Origin of the sequence: Paenarthrobacter sp. NPDC057981 (genome assembly GCF_042886835.1) — a bacterium.
In the GTDB taxonomy this organism is placed as follows: Bacteria; Actinomycetota; Actinomycetes; order Actinomycetales; family Micrococcaceae; genus Arthrobacter.
Genome location: NZ_JBHVQI010000006.1, coordinates 150119 through 171270, shown reverse-complemented (window position 1 = coordinate 171270; position 21152 = coordinate 150119). Strand labels below are relative to the sequence as shown.

The 21152-nt window shown below is 64.2% G+C and carries 18 protein-coding genes; 9 read left to right on the top strand and 9 right to left on the bottom strand.

Annotation, left to right across the window (positions count from 1 at the left end):
- Positions 1–47: 47 nt before the first annotated feature.
- From ACFVSI_RS08890 to ACFVSI_RS08870, 5 genes are read right to left on the bottom strand one after another with little or no spacing between them, the layout of a single operon-like run.
- Complete coding sequence (locus tag ACFVSI_RS08890; protein ID WP_387822078.1) at positions 48–1544, bottom strand: carboxyl transferase domain-containing protein; 1497 nt, start codon at positions 1542–1544, stop codon at positions 48–50.
- A complete protein-coding gene (locus tag ACFVSI_RS08885) occupies positions 1541–2767 on the bottom strand; it encodes a CaiB/BaiF CoA transferase family protein (RefSeq protein ID WP_387822075.1) in 1227 nt (408 codons plus the stop codon). Before ACFVSI_RS08885 ends, ACFVSI_RS08890 begins: the two co-directional genes overlap by 4 nt.
- 17 nt (positions 2768–2784) lie before the next feature.
- A complete protein-coding gene (locus ACFVSI_RS08880; RefSeq protein WP_387822073.1) occupies positions 2785–4011 on the bottom strand; it encodes an amidohydrolase in 1227 nt (408 codons plus the stop codon).
- 48 nt (positions 4012–4059) lie between these two features.
- Complete coding sequence (locus ACFVSI_RS08875; protein WP_387822071.1) at positions 4060–4788, bottom strand: hypothetical protein; 729 nt, start codon at positions 4786–4788, stop codon at positions 4060–4062.
- Between the two features lie 33 nt (positions 4789–4821).
- The gene (locus ACFVSI_RS08870) at positions 4822–5598 is read right to left on the bottom strand and encodes a DUF5058 family protein (RefSeq protein ID WP_387822069.1); all 777 of its coding nucleotides are present in this window, start codon (positions 5596–5598) and stop codon (positions 4822–4824) included.
- A gap of 274 nt (positions 5599–5872) precedes the next feature.
- On the opposite strand from ACFVSI_RS08870, the gene ACFVSI_RS08865 reads away from it, so the two are divergent.
- Positions 5873–7330, top strand: coding sequence for an amidase (locus tag ACFVSI_RS08865; RefSeq protein ID WP_387822067.1), 1458 nt, complete (start codon positions 5873–5875; stop codon positions 7328–7330).
- Here the strand turns inward: ACFVSI_RS08865 and ACFVSI_RS08860 are convergent.
- Positions 7314–8267: an Lrp/AsnC family transcriptional regulator gene (locus ACFVSI_RS08860; protein WP_387822064.1), complete on the bottom strand. Its 954-nt coding sequence runs from the start codon at positions 8265–8267 to the stop codon at positions 7314–7316. The genes ACFVSI_RS08865 and ACFVSI_RS08860 overlap by 17 nt on opposite strands.
- A gap of 78 nt (positions 8268–8345) precedes the next feature.
- Positions 8346–10007 (bottom strand): alkaline phosphatase D family protein, encoded by a 1662-nt coding sequence (locus tag ACFVSI_RS08855; RefSeq protein ID WP_387822062.1) that lies wholly within the window; start codon positions 10005–10007, stop codon positions 8346–8348.
- A 399-nt stretch (positions 10008–10406) separates the two neighbouring features.
- Between ACFVSI_RS08855 and ACFVSI_RS08850 the strand changes: the two genes are divergently transcribed.
- The 3 genes from ACFVSI_RS08850 to ACFVSI_RS08840 are packed head-to-tail and all read left to right on the top strand — an operon-like array spanning position 10407 to position 13346.
- Positions 10407–11555, top strand: a complete 1149-nt coding sequence (locus ACFVSI_RS08850) for a glutathione-independent formaldehyde dehydrogenase (protein WP_387822060.1) — start codon at positions 10407–10409, stop codon at positions 11553–11555.
- 48 nt (positions 11556–11603) lie between these two features.
- Positions 11604–12752, top strand: a complete 1149-nt coding sequence (locus ACFVSI_RS08845; RefSeq protein ID WP_387822057.1) for a zinc-dependent alcohol dehydrogenase — start codon at positions 11604–11606, stop codon at positions 12750–12752.
- A gap of 12 nt (positions 12753–12764) precedes the next feature.
- Positions 12765–13346 carry a hypothetical protein gene (locus ACFVSI_RS08840; protein ID WP_387822054.1) on the top strand — a complete coding sequence of 194 codons (582 nt, stop codon included), beginning with the start codon at positions 12765–12767 and terminating at the stop codon, positions 13344–13346.
- Between the two features lie 78 nt (positions 13347–13424).
- On the opposite strand, the gene ACFVSI_RS08835 is transcribed toward ACFVSI_RS08840, so the two are convergent.
- Both ACFVSI_RS08835 and ACFVSI_RS08830 read right to left on the bottom strand, forming a co-directional pair.
- Entirely contained in the window at positions 13425–14066 is a 642-nt protein-coding gene (locus ACFVSI_RS08835; RefSeq protein WP_387822052.1) for a DUF1345 domain-containing protein, read from the bottom strand.
- Positions 14067–14086: 20 nt separating this feature from the next.
- Entirely contained in the window at positions 14087–15130 is a 1044-nt protein-coding gene (locus ACFVSI_RS08830; RefSeq protein WP_387822050.1) for a LacI family DNA-binding transcriptional regulator, read from the bottom strand.
- Between the two features lie 319 nt (positions 15131–15449).
- Between ACFVSI_RS08830 and ACFVSI_RS08825 the strand changes: the two genes are divergently transcribed.
- Genes ACFVSI_RS08825 through ACFVSI_RS08805 form a run of 5 tightly spaced genes read left to right on the top strand, consistent with a single transcriptional unit; the run spans position 15450 to position 21137 of the window.
- Entirely contained in the window at positions 15450–16610 is a 1161-nt protein-coding gene (locus tag ACFVSI_RS08825) for a substrate-binding domain-containing protein (protein WP_387822048.1), read from the top strand.
- A 55-nt stretch (positions 16611–16665) separates the two neighbouring features.
- Positions 16666–18174, top strand: a complete 1509-nt coding sequence (locus tag ACFVSI_RS08820; protein ID WP_387822045.1) for a sugar ABC transporter ATP-binding protein — start codon at positions 16666–16668, stop codon at positions 18172–18174.
- A gap of 3 nt (positions 18175–18177) precedes the next feature.
- Positions 18178–19164: an ABC transporter permease gene (locus ACFVSI_RS08815; RefSeq protein WP_387822043.1), complete on the top strand. Its 987-nt coding sequence runs from the start codon at positions 18178–18180 to the stop codon at positions 19162–19164.
- A gap of 6 nt (positions 19165–19170) precedes the next feature.
- Positions 19171–20325 (top strand): Gfo/Idh/MocA family protein, encoded by a 1155-nt coding sequence (locus ACFVSI_RS08810; RefSeq protein ID WP_387822040.1) that lies wholly within the window; start codon positions 19171–19173, stop codon positions 20323–20325.
- Positions 20322–21137 carry a sugar phosphate isomerase/epimerase family protein gene (locus ACFVSI_RS08805; RefSeq protein WP_387822037.1) on the top strand — a complete coding sequence of 272 codons (816 nt, stop codon included), beginning with the start codon at positions 20322–20324 and terminating at the stop codon, positions 21135–21137. Before ACFVSI_RS08810 ends, ACFVSI_RS08805 begins: the two co-directional genes overlap by 4 nt.
- Positions 21138–21152: the final 15 nt, after the last annotated feature.

The following is a 21152-nucleotide window of genomic DNA, read 5'->3' as shown; positions in this document are numbered from 1 at the left end:
CCAAGACCACGCCATAACACGCAGAGCGGGCCTCGCAACGCGGGAAGTCAGCAGACCAAGGCGCGATACCTTGCCCGGCGTGCCTGCAGTCCGGCAGCACCAGTCAGGAGCAGGCCTTGGAGTTCGACGGCGATCACCCCACCCATCCGACGGCAGAAGTCACCGGGTTCCTTCGCGGCGTCGGGCCGTTCCTCCACCACTACGTCCACTATCCCCCGGTCCGCGAGCACAGCGGCCGTGATGCCTTGGCTTTCGGCGAGCGCGGGAGCCTGGGATGTGGTCCGGTGGACGATCGCCGATGCCCCTTCCGGTGGGAGCGGGGCCAGCCAGGCGTGCTGGGCTGCGATGGTGCGGTCTGCGGGAAGGAGTGCCAGTGCTCCCCCGCCGGTCCCCTGCCCCAGCAATACCGAGAGTGTGGGAGTCGCCAAGGCCAGGAGGTCGTAGAGCGAGCGTGCGATTTCGGCTGCCAGCCCACCTTCTTCGGCGTCCTTGGACAGCGTAGCTCCCGGGGTGTCGATAACGGTGACGAGCGGCAACCCCAGTTCCTGCGCCAGCCGCATCCCGCGCCGGGCGTCACGCAGGGATGCCGGCCCCATGGACTGACCGGAAGCATGCCCCACCACCACACACGAGACCTGACCAAAGCGGGCAAGGGCCACCAGCATGCCGTGTTCCTTGGCTCCGTCCCCGGCACCGCGCAACAGCACAGCCTTCCCGGACGCTCGCTGCAGCAGCTCCTCCGTGGATGGCCGGCGTGGGTCGCGGGATCGCAACACTGAATCCCAGGCCTGCGGCACAACGGACGGACCCACGACCGGAGGGGCCACCGCAGGGCCATTTCCCGGCGAAAACAATAACTCCAGCACCCGGCCGAAGTAGTCGCCGAGCCCTTCGGGAGGCACTACGGCATCAACCAGCCCATGGTCGAAGAGGTTCTCGGCAGTCTGGACTCCGGCCGGAAACTCGTCGCCGTGGAGGGCGGAATAGACCCGGGGTCCCAGGAACCCGAGCAGGGCGCCCGGTTCGGCAACGGTCACGTGTCCCAGCGAACCCCAGGAGGCCATGACTCCCCCGGTGGTCGGGTGCCGCAGGTATACAAGGTAGGGAAGGCCCGCCGCACGGTGAGCCTGGACCGCAGCAACAATTTCCACCATGGCCAGGAACGCGCTGGTACCTTCCTGCATGCGCGTTCCACCTGAGGCTGGCATGGCGATGAGTGGCAAGCCCTGTTTGGTGGCGCGTTCGACGGCGGACACCAGACGATGTGCCGCATCCCGCCCGATCGAACCGGCCAGGAATGCGAAGTCGGAAACCACGACGGCGACCCGATGGTTCCGTATCCGGCCCTCCCCGGTGAGGACCGACTCGTCGCTGCCGGACTTTTCGGCGGCGGCAACCAGCTCGGCGGCGTACCCTTCAGGGATCGACGGGAAGCCGGCCGCCCCGCGAACGGGAGCATCCCACGAAACGAAAGTCCCGGCGTCGAGCATTGTCTCCAGCAGTTCGCGCGCGCCGAGGCGCCGCCGGGTAGCGGTGGTAGTCATCCGGTAGCCTCCCCTGTTTCGAGCCAGCCCCGGATCTCCTCGTCGTGCTGGTTAAGCACCGGAGGCGCAGAATGGGCCCGCCGGGTGGCCTCCGCCCCCGAAACGTTGTCGAAGAAGCGCAGCGGCGGTCCGGGCAGCGTGACAGCTCCGAGCACCGGATGGTCAACGTCGATCAGCAGGCCTTGGGAAGCGAGTTGAGGCCACTCGTAGACCTCTTTCAAGGAGCGCACCTTCCCGGCGGGAATTCCGGCGGCGGCAAGTTTCGCCAGCAACGGTTCGGGATCGTAGTCGGCAAACGCCGCTTCAACGACGTCGATCACATGTGCGCGGTTCCGCACCCGGTCAGCGTTGGTGGCAAGGCCGTCGGCTGCGGGATCGAGGCCAAAGGCGGAGGTGAACGCAGCCCACAGCTTCTCGCTGCCGACGCTGATCTGGACGCTCCCGCCCCGGCAACGGAAGAGCCCATACGGCGCGATGGAGGGGTGGTGGTTGCCCTGGGCTTCGGGCGACTCCCCCGCGACCGTCACCTTGGTCCCTTGGAAAGCATGGACCCCCACGAGCGAGGCCAAGAGGGAGGTCCGGACTACTTGCCCTTGGCCGGTCCGTTCGCGTTCCAACAGTGCCGCGACCACCCCGTAGGCCCCGTACATGCCGGACAGGAGGTCGGCGATGGGAACACCGACGCGCTGCGGGTCGTCCGGGCCGGAACCCGTGAGCGACATGAGCCCGGCCTCGCCCTGGAGAATCTGGTCGTAGCCGCTGCGATGGGATTCCGGGCCGTCATGGCCGAAGCCGGTGATGGACAGGATCACCAGGCGCGGGTTGATGGCATGCATGGCGTCGGTACTGAAACCAAGCCGTTCAAGAACGCCAGGCCGGAAGTTCTCCACCACCACATCGGCACGTTCCAGGAGTTGGCGCAGTACCGTCCGGCCGTCGTCGCTCTTGAGGTCCAGCGCCAGGGACTCCTTGTTGCGGTTGCAGGAGAGGAAGTAGGTGGCTTGTGGTTCGTCCTCCGGGCCGACGAAAGGCGGACCCCACCCGCGGGTGTCATCCCCCGTGCCAGGATTTTCGATCTTGATGACCCTCGCCCCGAGATCACCCATCATCATGGCAGCGTGGGGTCCTGCGAGCGCGCGGCTGAGGTCCACCACGAGCCTGCCGGAAAGCGGGCCTCCGGTGTCCTGAAGCGCGGGTGCCGGTTCGGTCAATGCTGAAGTCATGGGAGGCTCCTTGCAGCTCAGTTGCCCAGGCGGGACAGGAGGACGGCGACGGCGGCAGAGACTCCTCCGGCCAGGGAACCTTCCAACTCGGGGGCGAAGAAGGGCGAATGATTGACAGGGACTGGTCCCGGACCGTCAAACACAGCACCTGGCGTGCCGCCGAACATCCAGAACACGGACGGGACGCCGATGGCCGTACCCAAGTGTCCAAAGTCTTCGCTGCCCATCATCGGCGGGGTAACCTCGACAGACTCAGACCCCAACGCACCACGCAGCGCCTCCAGAACCGAAGGAACGGCGTCGGGGTCGTTGTAGCACTGCGGGAAGCGGTACAGCTCCTCGACCTTCGGGCTCGGTGCTCCGGAGGCAGCCGCCTCAGCCTCGATGATCCGTCGGACCGCGGCCAGGACCTGGCCGCGGACCTCTTCGTCGAACGTACGGATATTGAGGGTGAACTCCGCGGTAGCGGGGATGATGTTTTCCTTCAGCCCGGCGTGGAAGGTTCCGATCGTGACGACGGCGGACTTCCGGGGATCCAGCTCGCGGGCCACGATGGTCTGCAGCCGGGTGACCATGTGGGCTGCCATGACGATGGGATCGATGGAATCCTGGGGCTGCGAGCCGTGCGACTGCTGTCCGTGGACCGTCACGCGGAGGGAGTCGGCCATGGCTGCCACCGGACCGCTGGAAATCGATACTGTGCCGACAGGCCGCGGCATGACGTGCTGCCCGAACACCACCTCCGGGCGGGGAGCCCTGTCCCAGAGCCCGTCCTCCAGCATGGCCAGCGCCCCGGCGGCCGTTTCTTCACCGGGCTGGAAGATCAACACCAAGGTCCCGCTCCACGCGTCCAGGTTTCCGGCAAGGATCTCCGTGGCCCCCAGCAGGCTGGCCACGTGGGTATCGTGGCCGCAGCCATGCATCACCGGAACCTCGGAACCATCCAGCATTCCCGTGTCCGTGCTGGCATAGTCCAAGCCTGTGGCCTCTTCGATGGGCAGCCCATCCGTGTCTGCGCGGAACGCGACCACGGGCCCTTCACCGTTGCGCAGGATGCCGACCACCCCTGTCCCGCCGCAGCGGAAGTGGTCTACCCCGAGCCGGTCCAGCTGTTCCTCGATAAGGCCAGCCGTGGCGTGCTCCTGCATGGAAAGTTCGGGGTGTGCGTGGAGCCTGCGGTACAGCTCGTGGAGCGCCGTGGTCTGTTCTGTATCGAGCTGGAGGACAGTGGCTGTTTGGGTCATGGTCTTCTTCTTTCTGCTGCGTGCTGACGGTGTGGGCGGCGGTGGCGGCTACTCGATGTGGATGGGTGTGGCGGCCGCAACCTGCTTTCCGCGGAAGAACCACGCCAGCAGGATGGTCCCCAGCACGGCGATCGCGGTGGACACCATGGCCAGCGACGGCACCAGGGGCAGCACCACGAAGACGACGACGGCGGACACCACCAGCGCGAAAACGGTGGTCCGGGGCTGCTTCATGGAGACGATGGCCTGGACCAGCACCGCTCCGAGGACGGTGGGCAGGACGTACAGCCGGGTAACGGTCAGCACCGAGGGCGGAATGACGCTGATGAGCCAGCTGCCCAAGAGGCCGACGAAGATGGCGAGCGAAACCAGATGCACCACTGCGGCTCCGCAGATGGCAACGACGGCGGCCAGCTCGGCCCGCTTGCTTCCCGGCTTTGCGCCGATGTTGGTTTGGGCAATCAACGCCGCGGGCAGGAGCTTGTTGGAAATATTGCCGATCATGAAGGCCTGGTACATGGCTGCGGGCCCGAGGATCGGGAAGTAGGTCAGCGGCTCCACGATCCAGATGATGCCGAATGTTGCAGCGACCGCGGCAAAGGCGATCCAGAGCTGGGCCGGCGCGATGTCCAAGCCACCGGCGAAGACCAGATACAAGGGACCGGCCACTGAGATGAGGAGTCCGGCAATCATGGTGATCTGCCCCCAGCGGGACGTGGTCCGGCTGAAGTCCGCCATGGCATTCGTGGTGGCTGAAGTGGTGAGGGTGGAGGTCATGATGGTTGTTCCTTTCGTGTCCCTGACGGTCTCTCAGGCGGCCAGTCCGGGGGCGGCGGCCAGGAAAGCGGCACCGAGGCCAATGACGATCGAGAAGCCCAGGCCCCATTCGCGCAACCAGCTCTTGCCGAGCCGCTTGGCCAGCAGCAGGCAAAGCCCCATGACGGCGGCAGAGACGACGAAGGAGAGGACGTGGATGGCGGACTTGGGAAGTTCGGTCAGGCCAAGGCAGGAGAACGCACCGATCAATGCGGCTGCCGGGACAATCGCCATGGCGGCCGGGTTCACCGAACGGATCTTGGCGTCACCCTTGCGGAGGATCGGAGTGAGGATCAGGGTGGCCAGCATCCACATGGCTCCGCCGATGCTCATGGCAAAGAAGGCCACCGCGAAGACGCTTTGGGTGTAGCTGGCGTCGCCGAGTTTGGCCCCCATGGACCCGGCAGCGATGCCTGCAGCCGAGACGTCGTAAGCTGCGGAGCCGATGAGGCCGATCCTGGAGAGGACCGCAGGGGCGCCGAACAGGCCAAGGAGGGCGATGGCTACGAGGGAGACGGCGAGAGAAGGGCCGATTGCTGAAACCGCCCCGGACCGGAACGAGGTCCGGATGTCTTGGCTGCTCATCTCCACCGACGGTGCGGCGCGGCGGGCTGCCTTCATGAAGATGACGGACTGGATGATGATGACGCCGAACACGCCTGCCACACAGATCCACAGGACGGGGTTGTTGGCGATGGCGAGGATGTCAGTTGAACTGCCGGATGCGAGGGGTTGGCTTGTGAGCGGTTGAAATGCCAGGGGTTGGTGCATGGGGAAACCTCCGGGTGAAAGCCCCGCTGCATCTTCACTTCCGAACCACGTTGTGCGGTCGCGTTGCATTGGGGGCGAAACCAGCCCATCGACCGGATCGGCCAGTGGGTTAGCAACACCTTCCGCTATGAGCCGGATCACAAACAATAGTTGATGGAATCCGCCACATATCTGGCCGAAACAGTCAAACGGTGGCGCTTGGGCAGGGCACCCTTCCGGGGTCCGATGTGACCCGGCACACTTTCAGCAAGCGAATATCCAGCAAAGGAGCACCATGTCCAGCACCATTGGCGAGCTGTCCGCCGTCGAACTCACCGCCGCGATCCGCAGCAAGGAAATCTCGGCGCGCGAAGCCCTGGATGACCATCTCCAGCGGATTTCGGACGTGAACCCGGTGATCAACGCCGTGGTGACGTTGAATGCCGAAGGCGCACGAGCCCTGGCGCTCAATGCCGATCAGCTGACGGCTTCCGGGGCCGAATTGCCTCCCCTGCATGGCCTGCCCATGACCCATAAGGACACGAACAACACAGCGGGCATGCGCACTACCCAGGGCTCCCTGGCGTTGCGCGACTTCGTGCCCGACGCCGACGACCTCATCATTGCGCGGCTCAAGTCGGCGGGCGTCGTCAGCACCGGCAAGTCCAACGTTCCCGAGTTTGGAGCAGGCTCGCATACGTTCAACGAGCTCTTCGGAACCACCACCAACCCGTACGCGCCCGCCCTGAGCGCCGGGGGCAGCAGTGGCGGGGTGGCCGCCGTCGTCGCTTCCCGGATCCAGGCGATCGGCGACGGCAGCGACATGGGCGGTTCGCTCCGGATCCCGGCTTCGTTCTGCAACGTGGTGGGCTTCCGGCCGTCGACGGCGGTGATCCCCATGCCGTCCGACGTCAACGCCTATGCGTGGTTGGGAAGGACAGGGCCTATGGCCCGCAGCGTGGAAGACATCGCCTTGTTCATGTCCGTCACCGCAGGCAGCGACGCTCGGGTTCCCTATCCGGCGGCCCTGAATCCGCAGGTTTTCCGCGATTCGTTGGAAACGGACATGCGGGGTGTGCGGATCGGCTGGTCCCGGGATTTCGGGATCGGAGTACCGGTGGAACCGGAAATCCTTAAGCACCTGGAACGGCAACTGGCCGTGTTCGAAGACCTGGGGGCCGTCGTCGAGGAAGCAACGCCAGACTTCAGCGAGGCAGACCTCGTCTTCGGCAACACGCGGGCCATGGACTTCGCCGCCGGCCTGGGCCCAATCCTGGAGCGTTCCGGCGATGTCATCAAGCCCGAGGTCCATTGGAACGTCAACAAGGGCCTCGCCCTGACTGCACAAGACCTGATCGAAACCGCAGCAGCCAGGACCCGTTTGGAACGGGGCGTGCAGGAGTTCTTTGGACGTTACGACCTCTTCGCCAGCCCGTGTGCCCAAGTACTGCCTTTTGATGCAGCCCTGCGTTACCCGGCCTCCGTGGCCGGTGTGGAGTCGGAAACGTACCTCGACTGGATGCGCTCGGCCTGCCTGCTGTCCGCCACCGGGCTGCCCGTGCTCAGCGTACCCGCCGGCTTCAGCAAGGCAGGACTGCCGATTGGACTGCAGCTGGCCGGCAACCACTACTCGGATATGCAACTGCTCCGCTGGGGCCGCGCCTTCGAGCAGCAAACCGGGTACGCCGCCGTCGCCCCCTCCATCGCTTCTGTTCCCGTCCCGGAAGAAAAGCTCTCTAGCGCGTCCGCATGAACCGTCCCCCGCGCTTGTGGGCGTCCAGCAGGATGGACACATCCACACCGGAGGCGTACTGGGCCCAGTCGGAGGCCGTGATGAAGCGGTACAGGGCGGTCATGTCCCCCACCGTGACGTCCGCGACCACCTGGTAATCCCCGGCAATCGCCGCGGCATAGCGGACCATGGCCAGCTCCGCGAGGCTTTTGCCAAGTTGCTCTACCTGTTGCGGGGAGGCCCGGATCCACAGCAACGCCTCGACGGCCAGCCCGAACGACGCGGGTTCGATCACGGCCCTCAGCTGGACCTGGTTGTTCGCCAGGAGCCATTCGCTGCGGCGCCGGGCAGTGGCCTCGGAAACCCCGACCCGGCGGCCCAGGGCTTCAAAGCTCATGCGGCCATCGGCACACAGGGCCTCGACCAGTTCGGCGTCCTGCCGATTCAGCTCCCTCCGGGCCTCGAGGATGCCAGAATCGGCGGTCAGGGTCGAACGAAGCGCCTCTGCCCGGTCCGCGCTCAGCACCTCGGGCCGCCAACCCCGGATGGTGCGGAAATAGCGAAGAACCGGGTAGCTGGTGGAGTCGCGGAGGCCGATGGTGGAGGGCAGCTCGTCGCTCAGGACGTCGCTCATCCTGTCCGGCTCGGTGAGGATCTCGGCAACACAGTCCCCGGTGCCCGTGGTGGTGTAGACGAATGTCGTGTCACCCCGTTGGGCCAGTGCGTTGGCCGCGGCACGCACTGTTCCTGGCGTGCAGCGCATCTCGACCAGTATTGCTGACGGACGCGGCCTCACTCCCACGACCGCAACGGCACCTGACTCCAACAGTTGGGAACCTCGGCGGGCAACCGTACGCTCGGCTTCGCCCAGCACCGCGGCCATCTTGCGCCACGGACAGCGGGGGTCCAACTGCAGGGCGGCAACGATCTGCCGTTCCAAGGGGTCAAACAGCACCACGCGCGCTCCGTCCGCTCCGGTTCATGGGTACGGGTCAATTTGACCACGGACTCCCGGAGCGGCGGAGCGCGGCGACGGTCAGCGTTCGGGGCTGAGCACCTTCGAGAACACCGCAGCTCCATTGGCGTTGCGCAGACTCACGGTGAACGAATCATCCGAACCGAGTTCCACATGCCCGAAGAACTGGTTCTCCCCGTTGCGCGGGGACTCACCAGGGAACCGGCCTGCCTTGGAAAACACGACGTCCGGCCCGAAGGTCCCGTCCATGTCGTTCGGGCCGAAGGAGCCAGCGTTGATGGGCCCCGCAACGAACTCCCAGAACGGCTGGAAGTCCTTGAAGGAAGCCCGCTCCGGAGAATAGTGGTGGGCGGCGCAGTAGTGGACATCGGCCGTAAGCCATACCGTGTTTTTCACGCCATACTTCTTGAAGGCGCTCAGGACCCCGGCGATCTCCAGTTCCCGGCCCAGCGGCGCACCGTTGTCCCGGTTGGACAGGCTCTCCTGGTTCACGGGACCGTCAGGCACGACGATCCCCAAGGGCAGGTCCGCTGCGATGACCTTCCACGTGGCCTTGGATTGCCGGACTTCCTTGATCAGCCAATCCACCTGTTCCTGGCCCAGGATGTTGGTGGCGTAGGGCTCCTTGCCGTCCGTATTCGGCGACTTGTAGGTCCGCATGTCCAGGCAGAAGATGTCCAACTGCGGGCCGCGCGGAATCTTCCGGTAGATGCGCGCCGGCTGGTACTGGCCGGCGTCGTAGGTTCCGGGCCGCCACAGCGCAGCCGAGTCCGCGATCGGCATGTTCTCCTGCCACGCCTGCCGCCCGCGCGCGGCGAGGACGTTGACGTTGCGTTCGGTGTAGCGTGCGTCGTCCAGGATCTGGCCCGGGTACCAGTTGTTGTGGGTCTCGTGGTCATCCCACTGTGCGATGACCGGCACGTCGGCGAACAAGGACCGCATGTTGGCGTCGAGGGAGTTGTAGCGGTGCCGGCCACGGAATTCCTTCAGGGTTTCGGCTACTTTGGACACTTCCTCGGTGACGATGTTGCGCCACACCTGCCCGTCTTTCTCCGTGACACTGGCAGAGATGGGGCCGTCGGCGTAGATGGTGTCTCCGGAGTGGATGAAGAAGTCCGGGCGGACGTCATGCATGGCCTTGTAACCGCGCATGCCGCCGATCTCCTCGTTGATGCCCCAGCCTTGGCCGGCGGTATCGCCGGTCCAGACGAAGGACTGGGAGGACGACGCCGGACTGCCGCCTCCGCGGCCGCCTTGCGTGCCGCCGTCGTTGGGTTTACCGCCGGGCGCCGTGCTGAAGGTGCCTTGCACGGCTTCGCCCGTGCCGTTCCCATCCTCGAAGTTCAGCTCCAACCTGAACCTGGTGCCCGCAGGCAGTCCCTTGGCGTGGATTTTCGCGGTGAAGTCACTGGCTTCTGTGGCCAGGGGTCCACGAATGGTTCGGCTGAACCCGTAGCGTCCGCGGAGGAGCTCCCCGGCGTCGTCGATGGCGTTGAGGGTGGCGGTGAGACGTCCGGGTCCTGAGGCGCGCGACCACAGGACGGCCGAATCCGTGGTGACGTCCCCGGTGGCAATGCCCGTGGGGAGGGTGAGTCGCTTGCGGACCAGCGGGATTGCCGCGGGTGCTGCGCCCGCCGGGGTGGCGGACCCCAGGGTGAGGCCGGTCAGCGTGAGGCCGGCGAGGGAGGACTTGACGAGGGTGCGGCGTGAAAAGTCGGTCATGGCATCCACCCTTTCCGGCCGTCATGAACGGAAGGTGAGGCTGGGGTGAAGGTTCTTGCGGGCTGTTGCTTGACCAAGCATGGCCGGAGTTACGGCAACCTTTTCCGGTTACCCCTCGACATGCATGATAAGTATGCTTAGCATTGTTCGTGCAGCATCGCTTTTGCTGACGGACCGGCAGTTCGTCCCCGGACAACCTGCTGGCTGAAAGCCTCAGGCCCTCCGAGCATTCAGGCGGATCACAGGGCCCATCCTGCATTTCCAAGTTCCTTGCTGGTTCATCACCCGTGTCCAGGTGATCCCTTGCGCCACCATCACAGGTCTCCAGTCACCCGGCGTTCCCGACCCGCCGCCTGCAATACGTGGTGAATCGGCATGGGCAGAAGAAAAGAGTGGAAGATGAAGGCAGTAGTTTACAAAGGACCGAACGACGTCAGCGTCGAGGAAATCCCCGATGCCAAGATCGAACACCCGGCCGACGTACTCGTAAGAATCACCTCAGCGAATATTTGCGGCTCGGACCTCCACATGTACGAGGGCCGGACGAGCTTCGAACCGGGGCGTTCCTTCGGACACGAGAACCTCGGGGAGGTGGTGGAGGTCGGCCCCGCGGTGAGCAAAGTCAAAGTAGGCGAGCGCGTGGTCCTGCCCTTCAACGTCGCCTGCGGCTTCTGCAAGAACTGCGAGCGGGGCTTCACCAACTACTGCCTGACGATGCAGCCCGAACCAAAGCTTGCAGGCGCTGCCTACGGTTTCGCGGACATGGGCCCGTACCAGGGCGGCCAAGCCGAGTACCTCAGGGTTCCATATGGCGACTTCAACTGCCTGCGGTTGGGTGAGGACGCCGTCGAGAAGGAGCTCGACTACGTCATGCTGGCGGACATCTTCCCGACGGGTTGGCACGCTACCGAACTGGCCGGCGTCTACCCGGGCGACTCCGTGGTCATCTACGGTGGCGGCCCGGTGGGACTCATGGCCGCCTACTCCGCCGTCATCAAGGGCGCCGGCAAAGTCATGGTGGTGGACCGCCACAAGGACAGGCTGAAGCTGGCCGAACAGATCGGTGCCATTCCCGTCAATGATGCCGAAGTGGATCCCGTGGAATTCGTCAAGGACCAAACCATGGGCTTTGGCGCAGACCGCGGCTGCGAATGCGTTGGCTACCAGGCCCACGATCCCGAAGGCAACGAACACCCCAACCAAACCCTGAACCGGCTGGTGGACTCCGTCCGCTTCGTGGGTGGCATCGGCGTGGTGGGCGTTTTCCTGCCGCAGGATCCAGGTTCCCCCGACGAACTCGAGAAGCAGGGCCAGGTCGCCTTCGACTACGGAAACTACTGGTTCAAAGGCCAGACGATGGGCTCCGGCCAGTGTCCGGTCAAGAAGTACAACCGCGCCCTCCGCGACCTCGTCGCCGGCGGAAAGGCAAGCCCTTCCTTCATCGTCAGCCACGAGTTGAGCCTCGACGAGGCGCCTACGGGCTACAAGAACTTCGACAGCCGCGAAGACGGCTGGACGAAGGTCGTCCTCCACCCGGCCGGAGTTTGAGGGGGATCTTCCCATGTCACAACCAACCAGAAACAGGACGGGGTACTGATGAAGGCAATGGTTTACCGCGGCCCCTACAAAGTCAGGGTCGAAGAGAAGGACATTCCAAAAATCGAGCATCCGAACGATGCGATCGTCAAGGTCAGTGCCGGTGCCATTTGTGGCTCCGACCTGCACCTCTATCACGGCATGATGCCGGACACCCGCGTGGGCATGACCTTTGGCCACGAGTTCGTGGGCACCGTTCACGAGGTGGGCTCGTCCGTGCAAAACGTCTCGGTGGGCGACCGCGTCATGGTGCCGTTCAACGTGTACTGCGGCTCCTGCTATTTCTGCTCCCGCGGCCTCTACTCGAACTGCCACAACGTAAATCCGAACGCGACGGCGGTGGGCGGCATTTACGGCTACTCACACACCTGCGGTGGTTACGACGGCGGTCAGGCAGAATTCGTGCGGGTTCCGTTCGCGGACGTGGGGCCTTCAAAGATCCCCGACTGGCTGGAGGAAGAGGACGCGGTGCTGCTCACCGACGCCCTGCCGACCGGCTACTTCGGCGCCCAGCTTGGGGACATTGTGGAAGGCGACACCGTGGTGGTGTTCGGTGCCGGCCCTGTGGGGCTGTTTGCCGCAAAGTCGTCCTGGCTGATGGGTGCCGGTCGCGTGATCGTGATTGACCACTTGGAATACAGGCTGGAGAAGGCACGCAGCTTCGCCCACGCCGAGACGTACAACTTTGCCGAGTACGGCGACATTGTGGTCCACCTCAAGAAAGAAACCGACTTCCTGGGTGCCGACGTCGTTATTGACGCCGTCGGGGCCGAAGCTGACGGAAACTTCCTGCAGCACGTCACCAGCAGCAAGTTCAAACTGCAAGGCGGCTCGCCCATCGCACTGAACTGGGCGATCGACTCGGTGCGGAAAGGTGGGACCGTGTCCGTGGTGGGCGCCTACGGTCCGATCTTCAGCGCCGTGAAGTTTGGCGATGCGATGAACAAGGGCCTGACTTTGCGCATGAACCAGTGCCCGGTCAAGCGACAATGGCCGCGGCTCTTCGAGCACATCCGGAACGGGTACCTGAAACCAAGCGACATCGTCACCCACCGGATTCCGCTTGAACACATCGCCGAGGGCTACCACATGTTCTCCGCCAAGCTGGACAACATCATCAAACCGCTCGTTATCGCCGGCCAGTCCTGAAGGGAGCACACCTTGACTAAAACAGCCACGCCTTATGTCTCGGAAAAGACTGGCGAAAGAGAGTCCGCAGAGAGTTTGCGGGCCCGGATTCCGGGGTGGGGTGCCGATCTCGACCCGGCCGACCGCCCCTCCTACCCCCGTGAACAACCCGGGATCGAAACCGGCGCACACTGGGACTTCCCGGAGCGTCAGCCAGAGAAGTGGCCCCGGGAACGGTCGGTGGAACACGCCTTCCTGCCTCCCGTCTTTGGAACCTCCACTCCTCCGGCCGGGGTCTCGGGCGTCATCCGGAAGTACGCGTACAAGTACAGTGAGGGCCGGGCTGCCCACTGGCTGCTGCTGGTAGCAGCAGACAGAGTGGACGCCTGGGAGCACCACCTCCGTTCGTTCGCCACGCTGCATCCGGACAACCCCATCACGGAGACGGGCGTACTCAGCGAGTTCTCCCGTGGAGGTGTCCGTTCCCGGGTGGGACAAAAGCGCGTCGACCTCAGCCACCAGTGGATGGATCCGATCATCGTCGGTGGCCCGTGGGCGCTGGCGGCGGGCGGCCTCGCCGTCGTCGTCCTCCGCGGGCTGCGGAAGCGCAGGTGAGCCGGACAACTCCCCCGCGTTGACCTCCGCAAGGCCGCAAGGGACACCAGCAAGTCACTTGCTGGTGGCCCTTGCACGTCACCCTTGGCTGAGATTGGTGATCGCGTTGAGGGAAACGGCGATCAAGACTGTTCCAAAGAAATACGACAAGAGAGCGTGAAGAAGGGCTTTACGGCGGATCTCGGTGCTTCCCGTCTCGACTTCAGGCGGGGCGTAGGTCATGCCAACCGTGAAGGCGAAGTACGCGAAGTCGCTGTAAGCCGGTTGCCTGCCGTCCTTGTCGTCAAACCCGCCACCGTCACGGTCGACGTAGTACATCCGGGCGTATTTCAAGGCATAGACCGTGTTGACCAGGGCCCAGGCGACTATCGTGCCGAGCACCCCCACGATGACCAGGGCGACAGACACCGGATCACCGTTCCGGTTTCCCGACTGGATCAACGCAACGCCCACGGCGGCGATGCTCACCAGGCACGCTGTGATGATTGCGTTGTCGGTCAACCGTGAAGCTGATTCTTCGCGGGCAATGCGTTCAGTCCCGGGCGGGTCCTGCCCCCAGCAGATCCGCCATGCCCACACCAGGGCGATGAGACCGGCAATGCACCAAGCGACCAAGGGCGAAAGGGCCGGCGACACCGCAAGACCTGCCGCAGCTCCGGCCACCGCCCCAAAGCCTACGCAGATCAGGGCACGGCGGGCTGAAAGGATCCGACCGTTCACGACTGCTCCTCGGGTGGGTCCTACGAGGCTACGCGCCTGGAGCTGTCGCGCACAACAAGAGTGGGCGCGATCGGGGTCCGGTCAACTTCCCTCCCCTCCATGGCACCCAGAAGGACCTCCATGCTCATCAGCGCCAGTGCCGTGAAGTCCTGCCGCACGGTGGTCAGCGGAGGCAGGAAGTAATCCGAACCTTCAATGTCGTCGAAGCCGACCACACTGACGTCCTCCGGAACGCGGATCCCGTTTTCGGTGAACGCCCGGATGAGTCCAAGGGCTGTGTGGTCGCTCGCCGCAAAGATGGCTTGAGGGACCCTGTTTTCCCGGACGAGGTCAAGACCGGTTTCGTAGGCCCAGCGGGGACTCCAATCGCCCTCCAGGCAGAGACCCTGCGGGAGACCGGCCTCACGCAACGCGGCCTCCCACCCTCGTTTTCGTACCCGCCCGTCAAACCAGTCCATGGAGCCTGCCAGATGGGCGATATCGGTATGGCCGAGGTCTATGAGGTGCTGGGTGGCGAGCCGGGCTCCGAGCTCCTGGTCTTCCGAATAAGTGAAAACCCGGGAGGTTGATGATGCTCCGGCCGCGATCATTTCCACTGGCACCCGGCATGAGGCGTTCCAAACAGCAGAGGCCATGTCAACCAAAGGTGCAACAACGATGATCCCCCCGACGCCGGTGTCGTCCAAGGTGTCCAGCGCCGCCTGCACTGATTCCTCATAGGGTTGCTCGACACTGATGACAGTGGTGGCGTAGCCCTTCTTCCGCGCGACGGTTTCCAAGGCCATGAGCGTCCCTACCGGGCCGAACCGCGGGGAGCCGTCCGAGAGCAGCCCGATGGACGTTGACCGGTTGGTGACCAGCGCAGTCGCCGCACGGTTCCTGCGGTAGCCGATATCCTTGATGGCCTGCAGGACGCGTTCGCGCGTGGCCGCACTGACGTCCGGGGCGTTGTTCAGGACCCGCGAGACGGTGCCAAAGGAGACGCCCGCGATGTCCGCGACGTCGTTGATGGTCGGCTTCCGCCGCAACGTGGCGCCTGTTTGCCCGTTAGTCCTGCCTGACACGCTCTCTCCTGTCCCCGCACCGTTCAACCGGGCCGATGCGTACCAATACTACGTGCGCACGCCCTCTCCAGTTAGCCAAAAACCGGACTGGCGTGATGTTTGACACTCTCCACCGTAAACGTTTACGATCGGTTCCGTAAACGTTCACGGAACTGCCGTTAGCGATTACGGCCCAGCTTCACCACGGATGAAACGGGCATTCCCGCAGGCTCTTCGGCGTCCACCATCGACGGTTCGGCCGAGGAGGGCCAGCCCCTTCGCCGGTTCCAGCAGCCCTGGTTCCCGCCCCACCCCATCTATTCATAAGCACTGGAGAACAATGATGATCCGCAGGCTTCCCCTCGTGGCTTTGGCCGCTGTCCTGTCACTTTCCGTAGCCTCGTGCAGCAGCTCAGCAGCCGGCACCTCAAACGCACCTGACGCCGGTGTGTCAGAAAAGGCCGCTCAGGCCCTGGACAAAATCAAAGGGCAGGTCCTGAGCAAGGGACCCAATGGCGAAACGCCCTCACCCGCTTCGGTGGCAGAGCTGACCGCCGATGAAATCCAGAAAATCAAGGGACTCAACGCCAAGGCCGCGATCGTGATGCACTACGGCGGCAATGACTGGGCCACTGCCCAGGTCAACGGCCTCAAGAGCGAATTCGAGAAGCTCGGCATCAAGGTCATCGCCACAACGGACGCCAACTTCAAGCCGGACAAGCAGGTCTCCGACATTGAGACTGTGATGACGCAGAACCCGGATGTTGTCGTCTCCATCCCCACGGACCCCGTGGCCACGGCCTCGGCTTACAAGAAGGCCGCTGCTGCCGGCGCCAAGCTCGTCTTCATGGACAACGTCCCGCAGGGACTGACCCCGGGAACGGACTACGTTTCGGTCGTATCCGCCGACAACTATGGCAACGGCGTCGTATCCGCCCACCAGATGGCCAAGGCGCTGGGCGGCAAGGGCAAGATCGGCCTTGTCTTTCACCAGGCCGACTTCTTCGTGACCAAGCAACGCCATGAAGGATTCAAGGACACGATCACCAAGGAATACCCGGACATCCAGATCGTGGAGGAAAAGGGCATCGCAGGCCCTGACTTCGCTGGAGACGCGCAGGCTGCTGCCAACGCCATGATCAGCAAGTACCCCGACCTCGCCGGCATCTGGGCCGTGTGGGACGTTCCGGCAGAGGGCGTCATGGCGGCAGCGCGTGCGGCCGGCCGGCAGGACCTGAAAATCGCCACTGAGGACCTCGGCAAGAACGTGGCCATCGCCCTGGCCAAGGACGAACTCGTCGTCGGCCTCGGCGCCCAGGTTCCGTTCGACCAGGGCGTCACCGAGGCCCGGCTCGCCGCAGGAGCGCTTATCGGCAAGCAGGCGCCTCCCTACGTCGCGTTGAGCGCCCTGCCGGTTGACCACTCCAACGTCCTTGATGCCTGGAAGCAGGTCTACCACGAGGACGCCCCCAAGGACATCCAGGACTCCTACAAGAAGTAGCCATACCCGACGGTGCGGGGGATGTCTCCCCCGCACCGCGCCGAAAGGGCGGGAAATGAACACCGCAGACAATGTCGTCGAGATGCGCTCGATATCCAAGGCCTTCAACGGCGTGTCAGTCCTGAAGGACGTCGGGTTCGATGTCCGCAAAGGCGAGGTCCACGCGCTGGCCGGCGGCAACGGGGCCGGCAAGTCCACCCTCATGAAGATCCTGCAAGGCGTCTACCAGGCAGACGCCGGAGAAATCCTGATCGGCGGCAAACCGGCCGCCATCAACTCGATCCAGGACGCCAAGTCCGCCGGGATTGGGATGGTCTTCCAGGAATTCAGCCTGGTACCGAGCCTGACTGTTGCGCAGAATATCTTCCTGGGCACTGAGCCCCTCGGCCGGGGCGGACTCATCGATGACCGCGCCGCAGTGCGGCGGGCCAAGGAAGTCTTTGCCGAGATGGAAGTGGATGTCGACGCCGGCGCGCAAGTCTCGCGGTTGGGCACCGCCTATTGGCAACTGACAGAGATCGCCAAAGCCTTGGCGCAGAACGCCCAAGTCCTGATCATGGACGAGCCCACGGCAAGTTTGGCCCGGCATGAATCCGAATCGCTTTTCGAACTCATCGACCGGCTGAAACAGCGCGGAATTTCCATCATTTACATCTCCCACCGCATGGACGAGGTGTACAGGCTCGCAGACCGGATCACTATCCTCCGCGACGGAAGGCACCTGCTTACCGAGCCCCTGAGCGCCGTTACTCCCGAACAGATTGTCGAAGGAATCGTCGGCAAGAAGGTCGAGGGCCAGCTCTCCTATCGGGCGCGGAACGACATCCGCGACGACGACGAGCCGCTGCTGGAGGTCCGCGGGCTGAACGCCGGTCACCGGGTCCGGGACGTGTCCTTTGTCCTGCGGCCAGGCGAGATCCTCGGTTTGGCCGGACTCATGGGCAGCGGACGTACGGAGCTCGCCCGTGCACTTTTCGGCATCGACAAACTGGACAGCGGCCAGGTCCTTATCCGCGGCAGGAAGGTGGCCCTCGCATCCCCGCAACAAGCCATCACTGCAGGCATCGCCCTTGTCCCGGAGGACCGCCGGGCCCAAGGGCTCGTCCTGGAGCACTCGGTTCAGGACAACCTGCTGCTGCCGCTTCTGAAGAATATCCAACGGGGTCCCCTTCTGGACGGCGCCAAGGGCAACGAGTTGTCCACATCGCTGATCAAGAGATTCGCAGTGAAGGTCGCACACCCGCACCGCCCTGTCCGCCTGCTCTCGGGCGGCAACCAACAAAAGGTGGTCATCGCCAAATGGCTGGGGACCGATCCCGACATCCTCATCCTCGATGAGCCGACCGCCGGCGTCGACATCGGTACCAAGAGCGAAATCCTCGACATGATCCGTGAGCTGGCAAGCGATGGCAAAGCCATCATCGTCATCTCTTCCGAATACCCCGAACTACTCGCGGTCAGCGACCGCGTCCTCGTCCTCAAGGACGGCTCCATCATCCGCGACATCCCCCGCAGCGACATTGCTGACGAGGAATATCTACAACTTGCAGTCCAGGGAGTCTGAACAGTGAGCAAGACAAATACCATCGCGCCACGGGACACCGGGGCACCCCGCAACGTCAGCACCTTTCTCAAGGACCTGGACTGGCGACGCTATGTCATCTACATCGGCTTCGTCGTCGTCTTCCTGATTTTCGCGGTCCTGCTGCGCGACCAGGGATTCCTGTCGCCGAACAACCTCCTGAACATCTTCCGGCAGACAGCCACCATCACGGTCATCGCCGTGGGGATGACGTACGTCATCGCCTGTGCCGAGATCGACCTGAGCGTGGGCTCCGTGGCCGGTCTTTCCAGCGTCTGCACCGCGATGGCCCTTTCGCAATGGGGCCTGGTCCCGGGCATTCTCGCCGGTTTGGCCGTGGGCCTGGTGGTCGGATCGGTCAACGGAGCGCTGGTCAGCCTCCTTGGGATCCCTTCCTTCCTGGTGACACTCGGCATGCTCGGGATTGCCGTGGGCGTCGCGCAGTGGATCACCGCTTCAGCGCCCCAGCCCATCCTGGACGACACGTTCAACATGCTGTTCGGCTCCGGCAACTTCGGCCCCATTCCGGGCCTGGTGGTCTGGAGCGGCATCTTTGTGGCCATCGGCGCCGTCGTCTTGAACCGCACCCGGTTCGGCCGGCAGGTCCTGGCCACCGGTGGCAACCGCAACGCCTCGGAGTTCACAGGAATCAACACCAAGCGCATCAAGTTCCAGGTGTTGCTGATCTCCGGCGTGGTGGCCAGTGTCGCCGGAATGCTCTATGCCGGGCGTCTCCAGTCGGGACGGTTCCAGTGGGGCGCCGGTGATGAACTCTCGGCCATCGCTGCAGTCATTCTGGGCGGGACCAGCCTCTTCGGCGGTTTCGGTTCCATCATCGGAACGCTCTTCGGTGCCCTCCTGATCGGCCTGATCAACAACGGGCTGATCCTGGCAGGCCTCGACAGCAGCCAGCAGCAGGTGGTGCGCGGTGCGATCATCATCCTGGCGGTCGCACTCGCCCGGAAGAAGTGACCGGGCATGACGTCCACACCACGCGCAGGCATCATCGGCACGGGGTTCATGGGTGCAGTCCACTCCCACGCCGTCCGCGCAGCAGGAAGCGCCATCAGTGCCGTTGCCGGCAGCAGCCGGGCCAGTGCTGAAGCCGCCGTCACCCGACTCGGTGCACTCGCCGCGGCCGATTCCCCGGAATCACTGATCGCACGGGACGATGTGGACGTTGTCCATATCTGCACTCCCAACGCCACTCACGCGGATCTGGCACGACTGGCCATCGCGGCAGGCAAGGCCGTGGTGTGCGAGAAACCCCTGGCCACCAGCGTCGAGGACGCCAAGGAACTGACATCCCTCGCGGAACAGGCCAATGTCGTGACCGGTGTCCCCTTCGTCTACCGGTTCTATCCGGCGGTCCGTGAGGCCAGGGACCGCATCCTCAACGGGGACGCGGGCAGCCTCTGGTTGCTCCACGGGTCCTACCTGCAGGACTGGCTGGCAGGTGCGACGGCGACAAACTGGAGGGTCGATTCCACGCTCGGAGGAGCATCACGGGCGTTCGGTGACATCGGCGTTCATTGGTGCGACCTGATGGAGTTCACCACGGGACACCGCATCACCCGGATCATGGCCAACACCAGCCGCGCCCATGAGCAACGCCAAACCCACGGCCACTTCTCATCGGTGTCAACGGAGGACGGGGCCACACTGCTCTTCGAGACCGACAACGGGGCAACCGGCTCGTTGGTGGTGAGCCAGGTCAGTCCAGGGAGGAAGAACCGTCTGTGGTTCTCCTTCGATGGCACTGAAGCATCCTTCAGCTTCAACCAGGAAACACCGGACACCCTGCACATCGGGCGCGTCGATTCCACCTCACACATTGCCGTGGGCCCGCAGACGCTCACCACCCAGGGCGGCCGTCGTTACGCCAGCCTTCCCGCGGGACACCCGCAGGGGTACCAGGACAGCTTCAATGCCTTCATCGCCGACACCTACGCAGCCGTCCGAGGCAAGGCGCCCGAGGGCTTGCCCGGCTTCCGCGATGGGCTCCGGGCAGCCGTCCTGACCGAAGCGGTAGTCGCCTCTGCGGCACGGAAGTCATGGGTCGACGTTCCCACTACTGACGGCCCCTCCGAATTTCACACGTCTTACCCGGCAGCTGAAAGGCAAATGCAATGAAACTTGGTTACTGTTCCATCACCTGGGGCGGCGTGGTCGGCCACCCCCAAGGCGTGACGAGCGTCAAGGACCTCTTCTACCTCACCCACGGCTCCATGCACGACGCGGTACGTGACATTGCCGCCGTCGGATATCAGGGCGTGGAGATGTTCGACGGAAACCTGGCCGAATTCGCCGACAAGCCCGAAGAGCTCAAAGGGATCCTGAGCAGCAATGGAGTCGAGCTGACGAGCGTGTATACAGGCGCCAACTTCATCTACGCCGACATCCTTCCGGACGAGGTGCACCGGATCCACAGGGCTGCGGAATTGGCGGCAAGTTTTGGAGCGGAACGGCTGGTGGTTGGGGGCGGTGCACGGCGGGCGGCCGGCACCACCGAGCAGGACTACTACCTCCTGGGCCATGCTCTTGACCGGGTGACGGACATCGCGGAGAGCTTCGGACTGTCGGCGAGCTACCACCCTCATTTGAGCACGATCGTGGAGAGCCCGGACGAACTGGACAAGCTCATGCCGCTGACCAGGATCGGTTTCTGCCCCGACACCGCCCACCTGGCAGCAGGCGGTGCCGATCCGGCCGCAGTTATCCGCAAGTACTCCGACCGGATCCGGCACGTCCACCTCAAGGACTTCCGGGAAGACCCATTCACCTTCCTGCCGCTGGGCGAAGGTGACCTCGATTTTCCCGACATCATCGCTGCGATCCGCGAAAGCGGCTACGACAGTTGGCTCATGGTCGAGCTCGACAATTACGACGGCGACCCCGGCGAAGCAGCCAAAATCAGCAAAAAATACCTCGAGACACTCCTCTAAGAAAAGCTTCACGGA

Coding starts and splice junctions, on each gene's coding strand:
- ACFVSI_RS08805 (WP_387822037.1), top strand. CDS start 20,322: ATGAAACTTGGTTACTGTTCCATCACCTGGGGCGGCGTGGTCGGCCAC.
- ACFVSI_RS08880 (WP_387822073.1), bottom strand. CDS start 4,011: ATGACCCAAACAGCCACTGTCCTCCAGCTCGATACAGAACAGACCACG.
- ACFVSI_RS08865 (WP_387822067.1), top strand. CDS start 5,873: ATGTCCAGCACCATTGGCGAGCTGTCCGCCGTCGAACTCACCGCCGCG.
- ACFVSI_RS08885 (WP_387822075.1), bottom strand. CDS start 2,767: ATGACTTCAGCATTGACCGAACCGGCACCCGCGCTTCAGGACACCGGA.
- ACFVSI_RS08855 (WP_387822062.1), bottom strand. CDS start 10,007: ATGACCGACTTTTCACGCCGCACCCTCGTCAAGTCCTCCCTCGCCGGC.
- ACFVSI_RS08825 (WP_387822048.1), top strand. CDS start 15,450: ATGATGATCCGCAGGCTTCCCCTCGTGGCTTTGGCCGCTGTCCTGTCA.
- ACFVSI_RS08820 (WP_387822045.1), top strand. CDS start 16,666: ATGAACACCGCAGACAATGTCGTCGAGATGCGCTCGATATCCAAGGCC.
- ACFVSI_RS08810 (WP_387822040.1), top strand. CDS start 19,171: ATGACGTCCACACCACGCGCAGGCATCATCGGCACGGGGTTCATGGGT.
- ACFVSI_RS08845 (WP_387822057.1), top strand. CDS start 11,604: ATGAAGGCAATGGTTTACCGCGGCCCCTACAAAGTCAGGGTCGAAGAG.
- ACFVSI_RS08890 (WP_387822078.1), bottom strand. CDS start 1,544: ATGACTACCACCGCTACCCGGCGGCGCCTCGGCGCGCGCGAACTGCTG.
- ACFVSI_RS08875 (WP_387822071.1), bottom strand. CDS start 4,788: ATGACCTCCACCCTCACCACTTCAGCCACCACGAATGCCATGGCGGAC.
- ACFVSI_RS08870 (WP_387822069.1), bottom strand. CDS start 5,598: ATGCACCAACCCCTGGCATTTCAACCGCTCACAAGCCAACCCCTCGCA.
- ACFVSI_RS08850 (WP_387822060.1), top strand. CDS start 10,407: ATGAAGGCAGTAGTTTACAAAGGACCGAACGACGTCAGCGTCGAGGAA.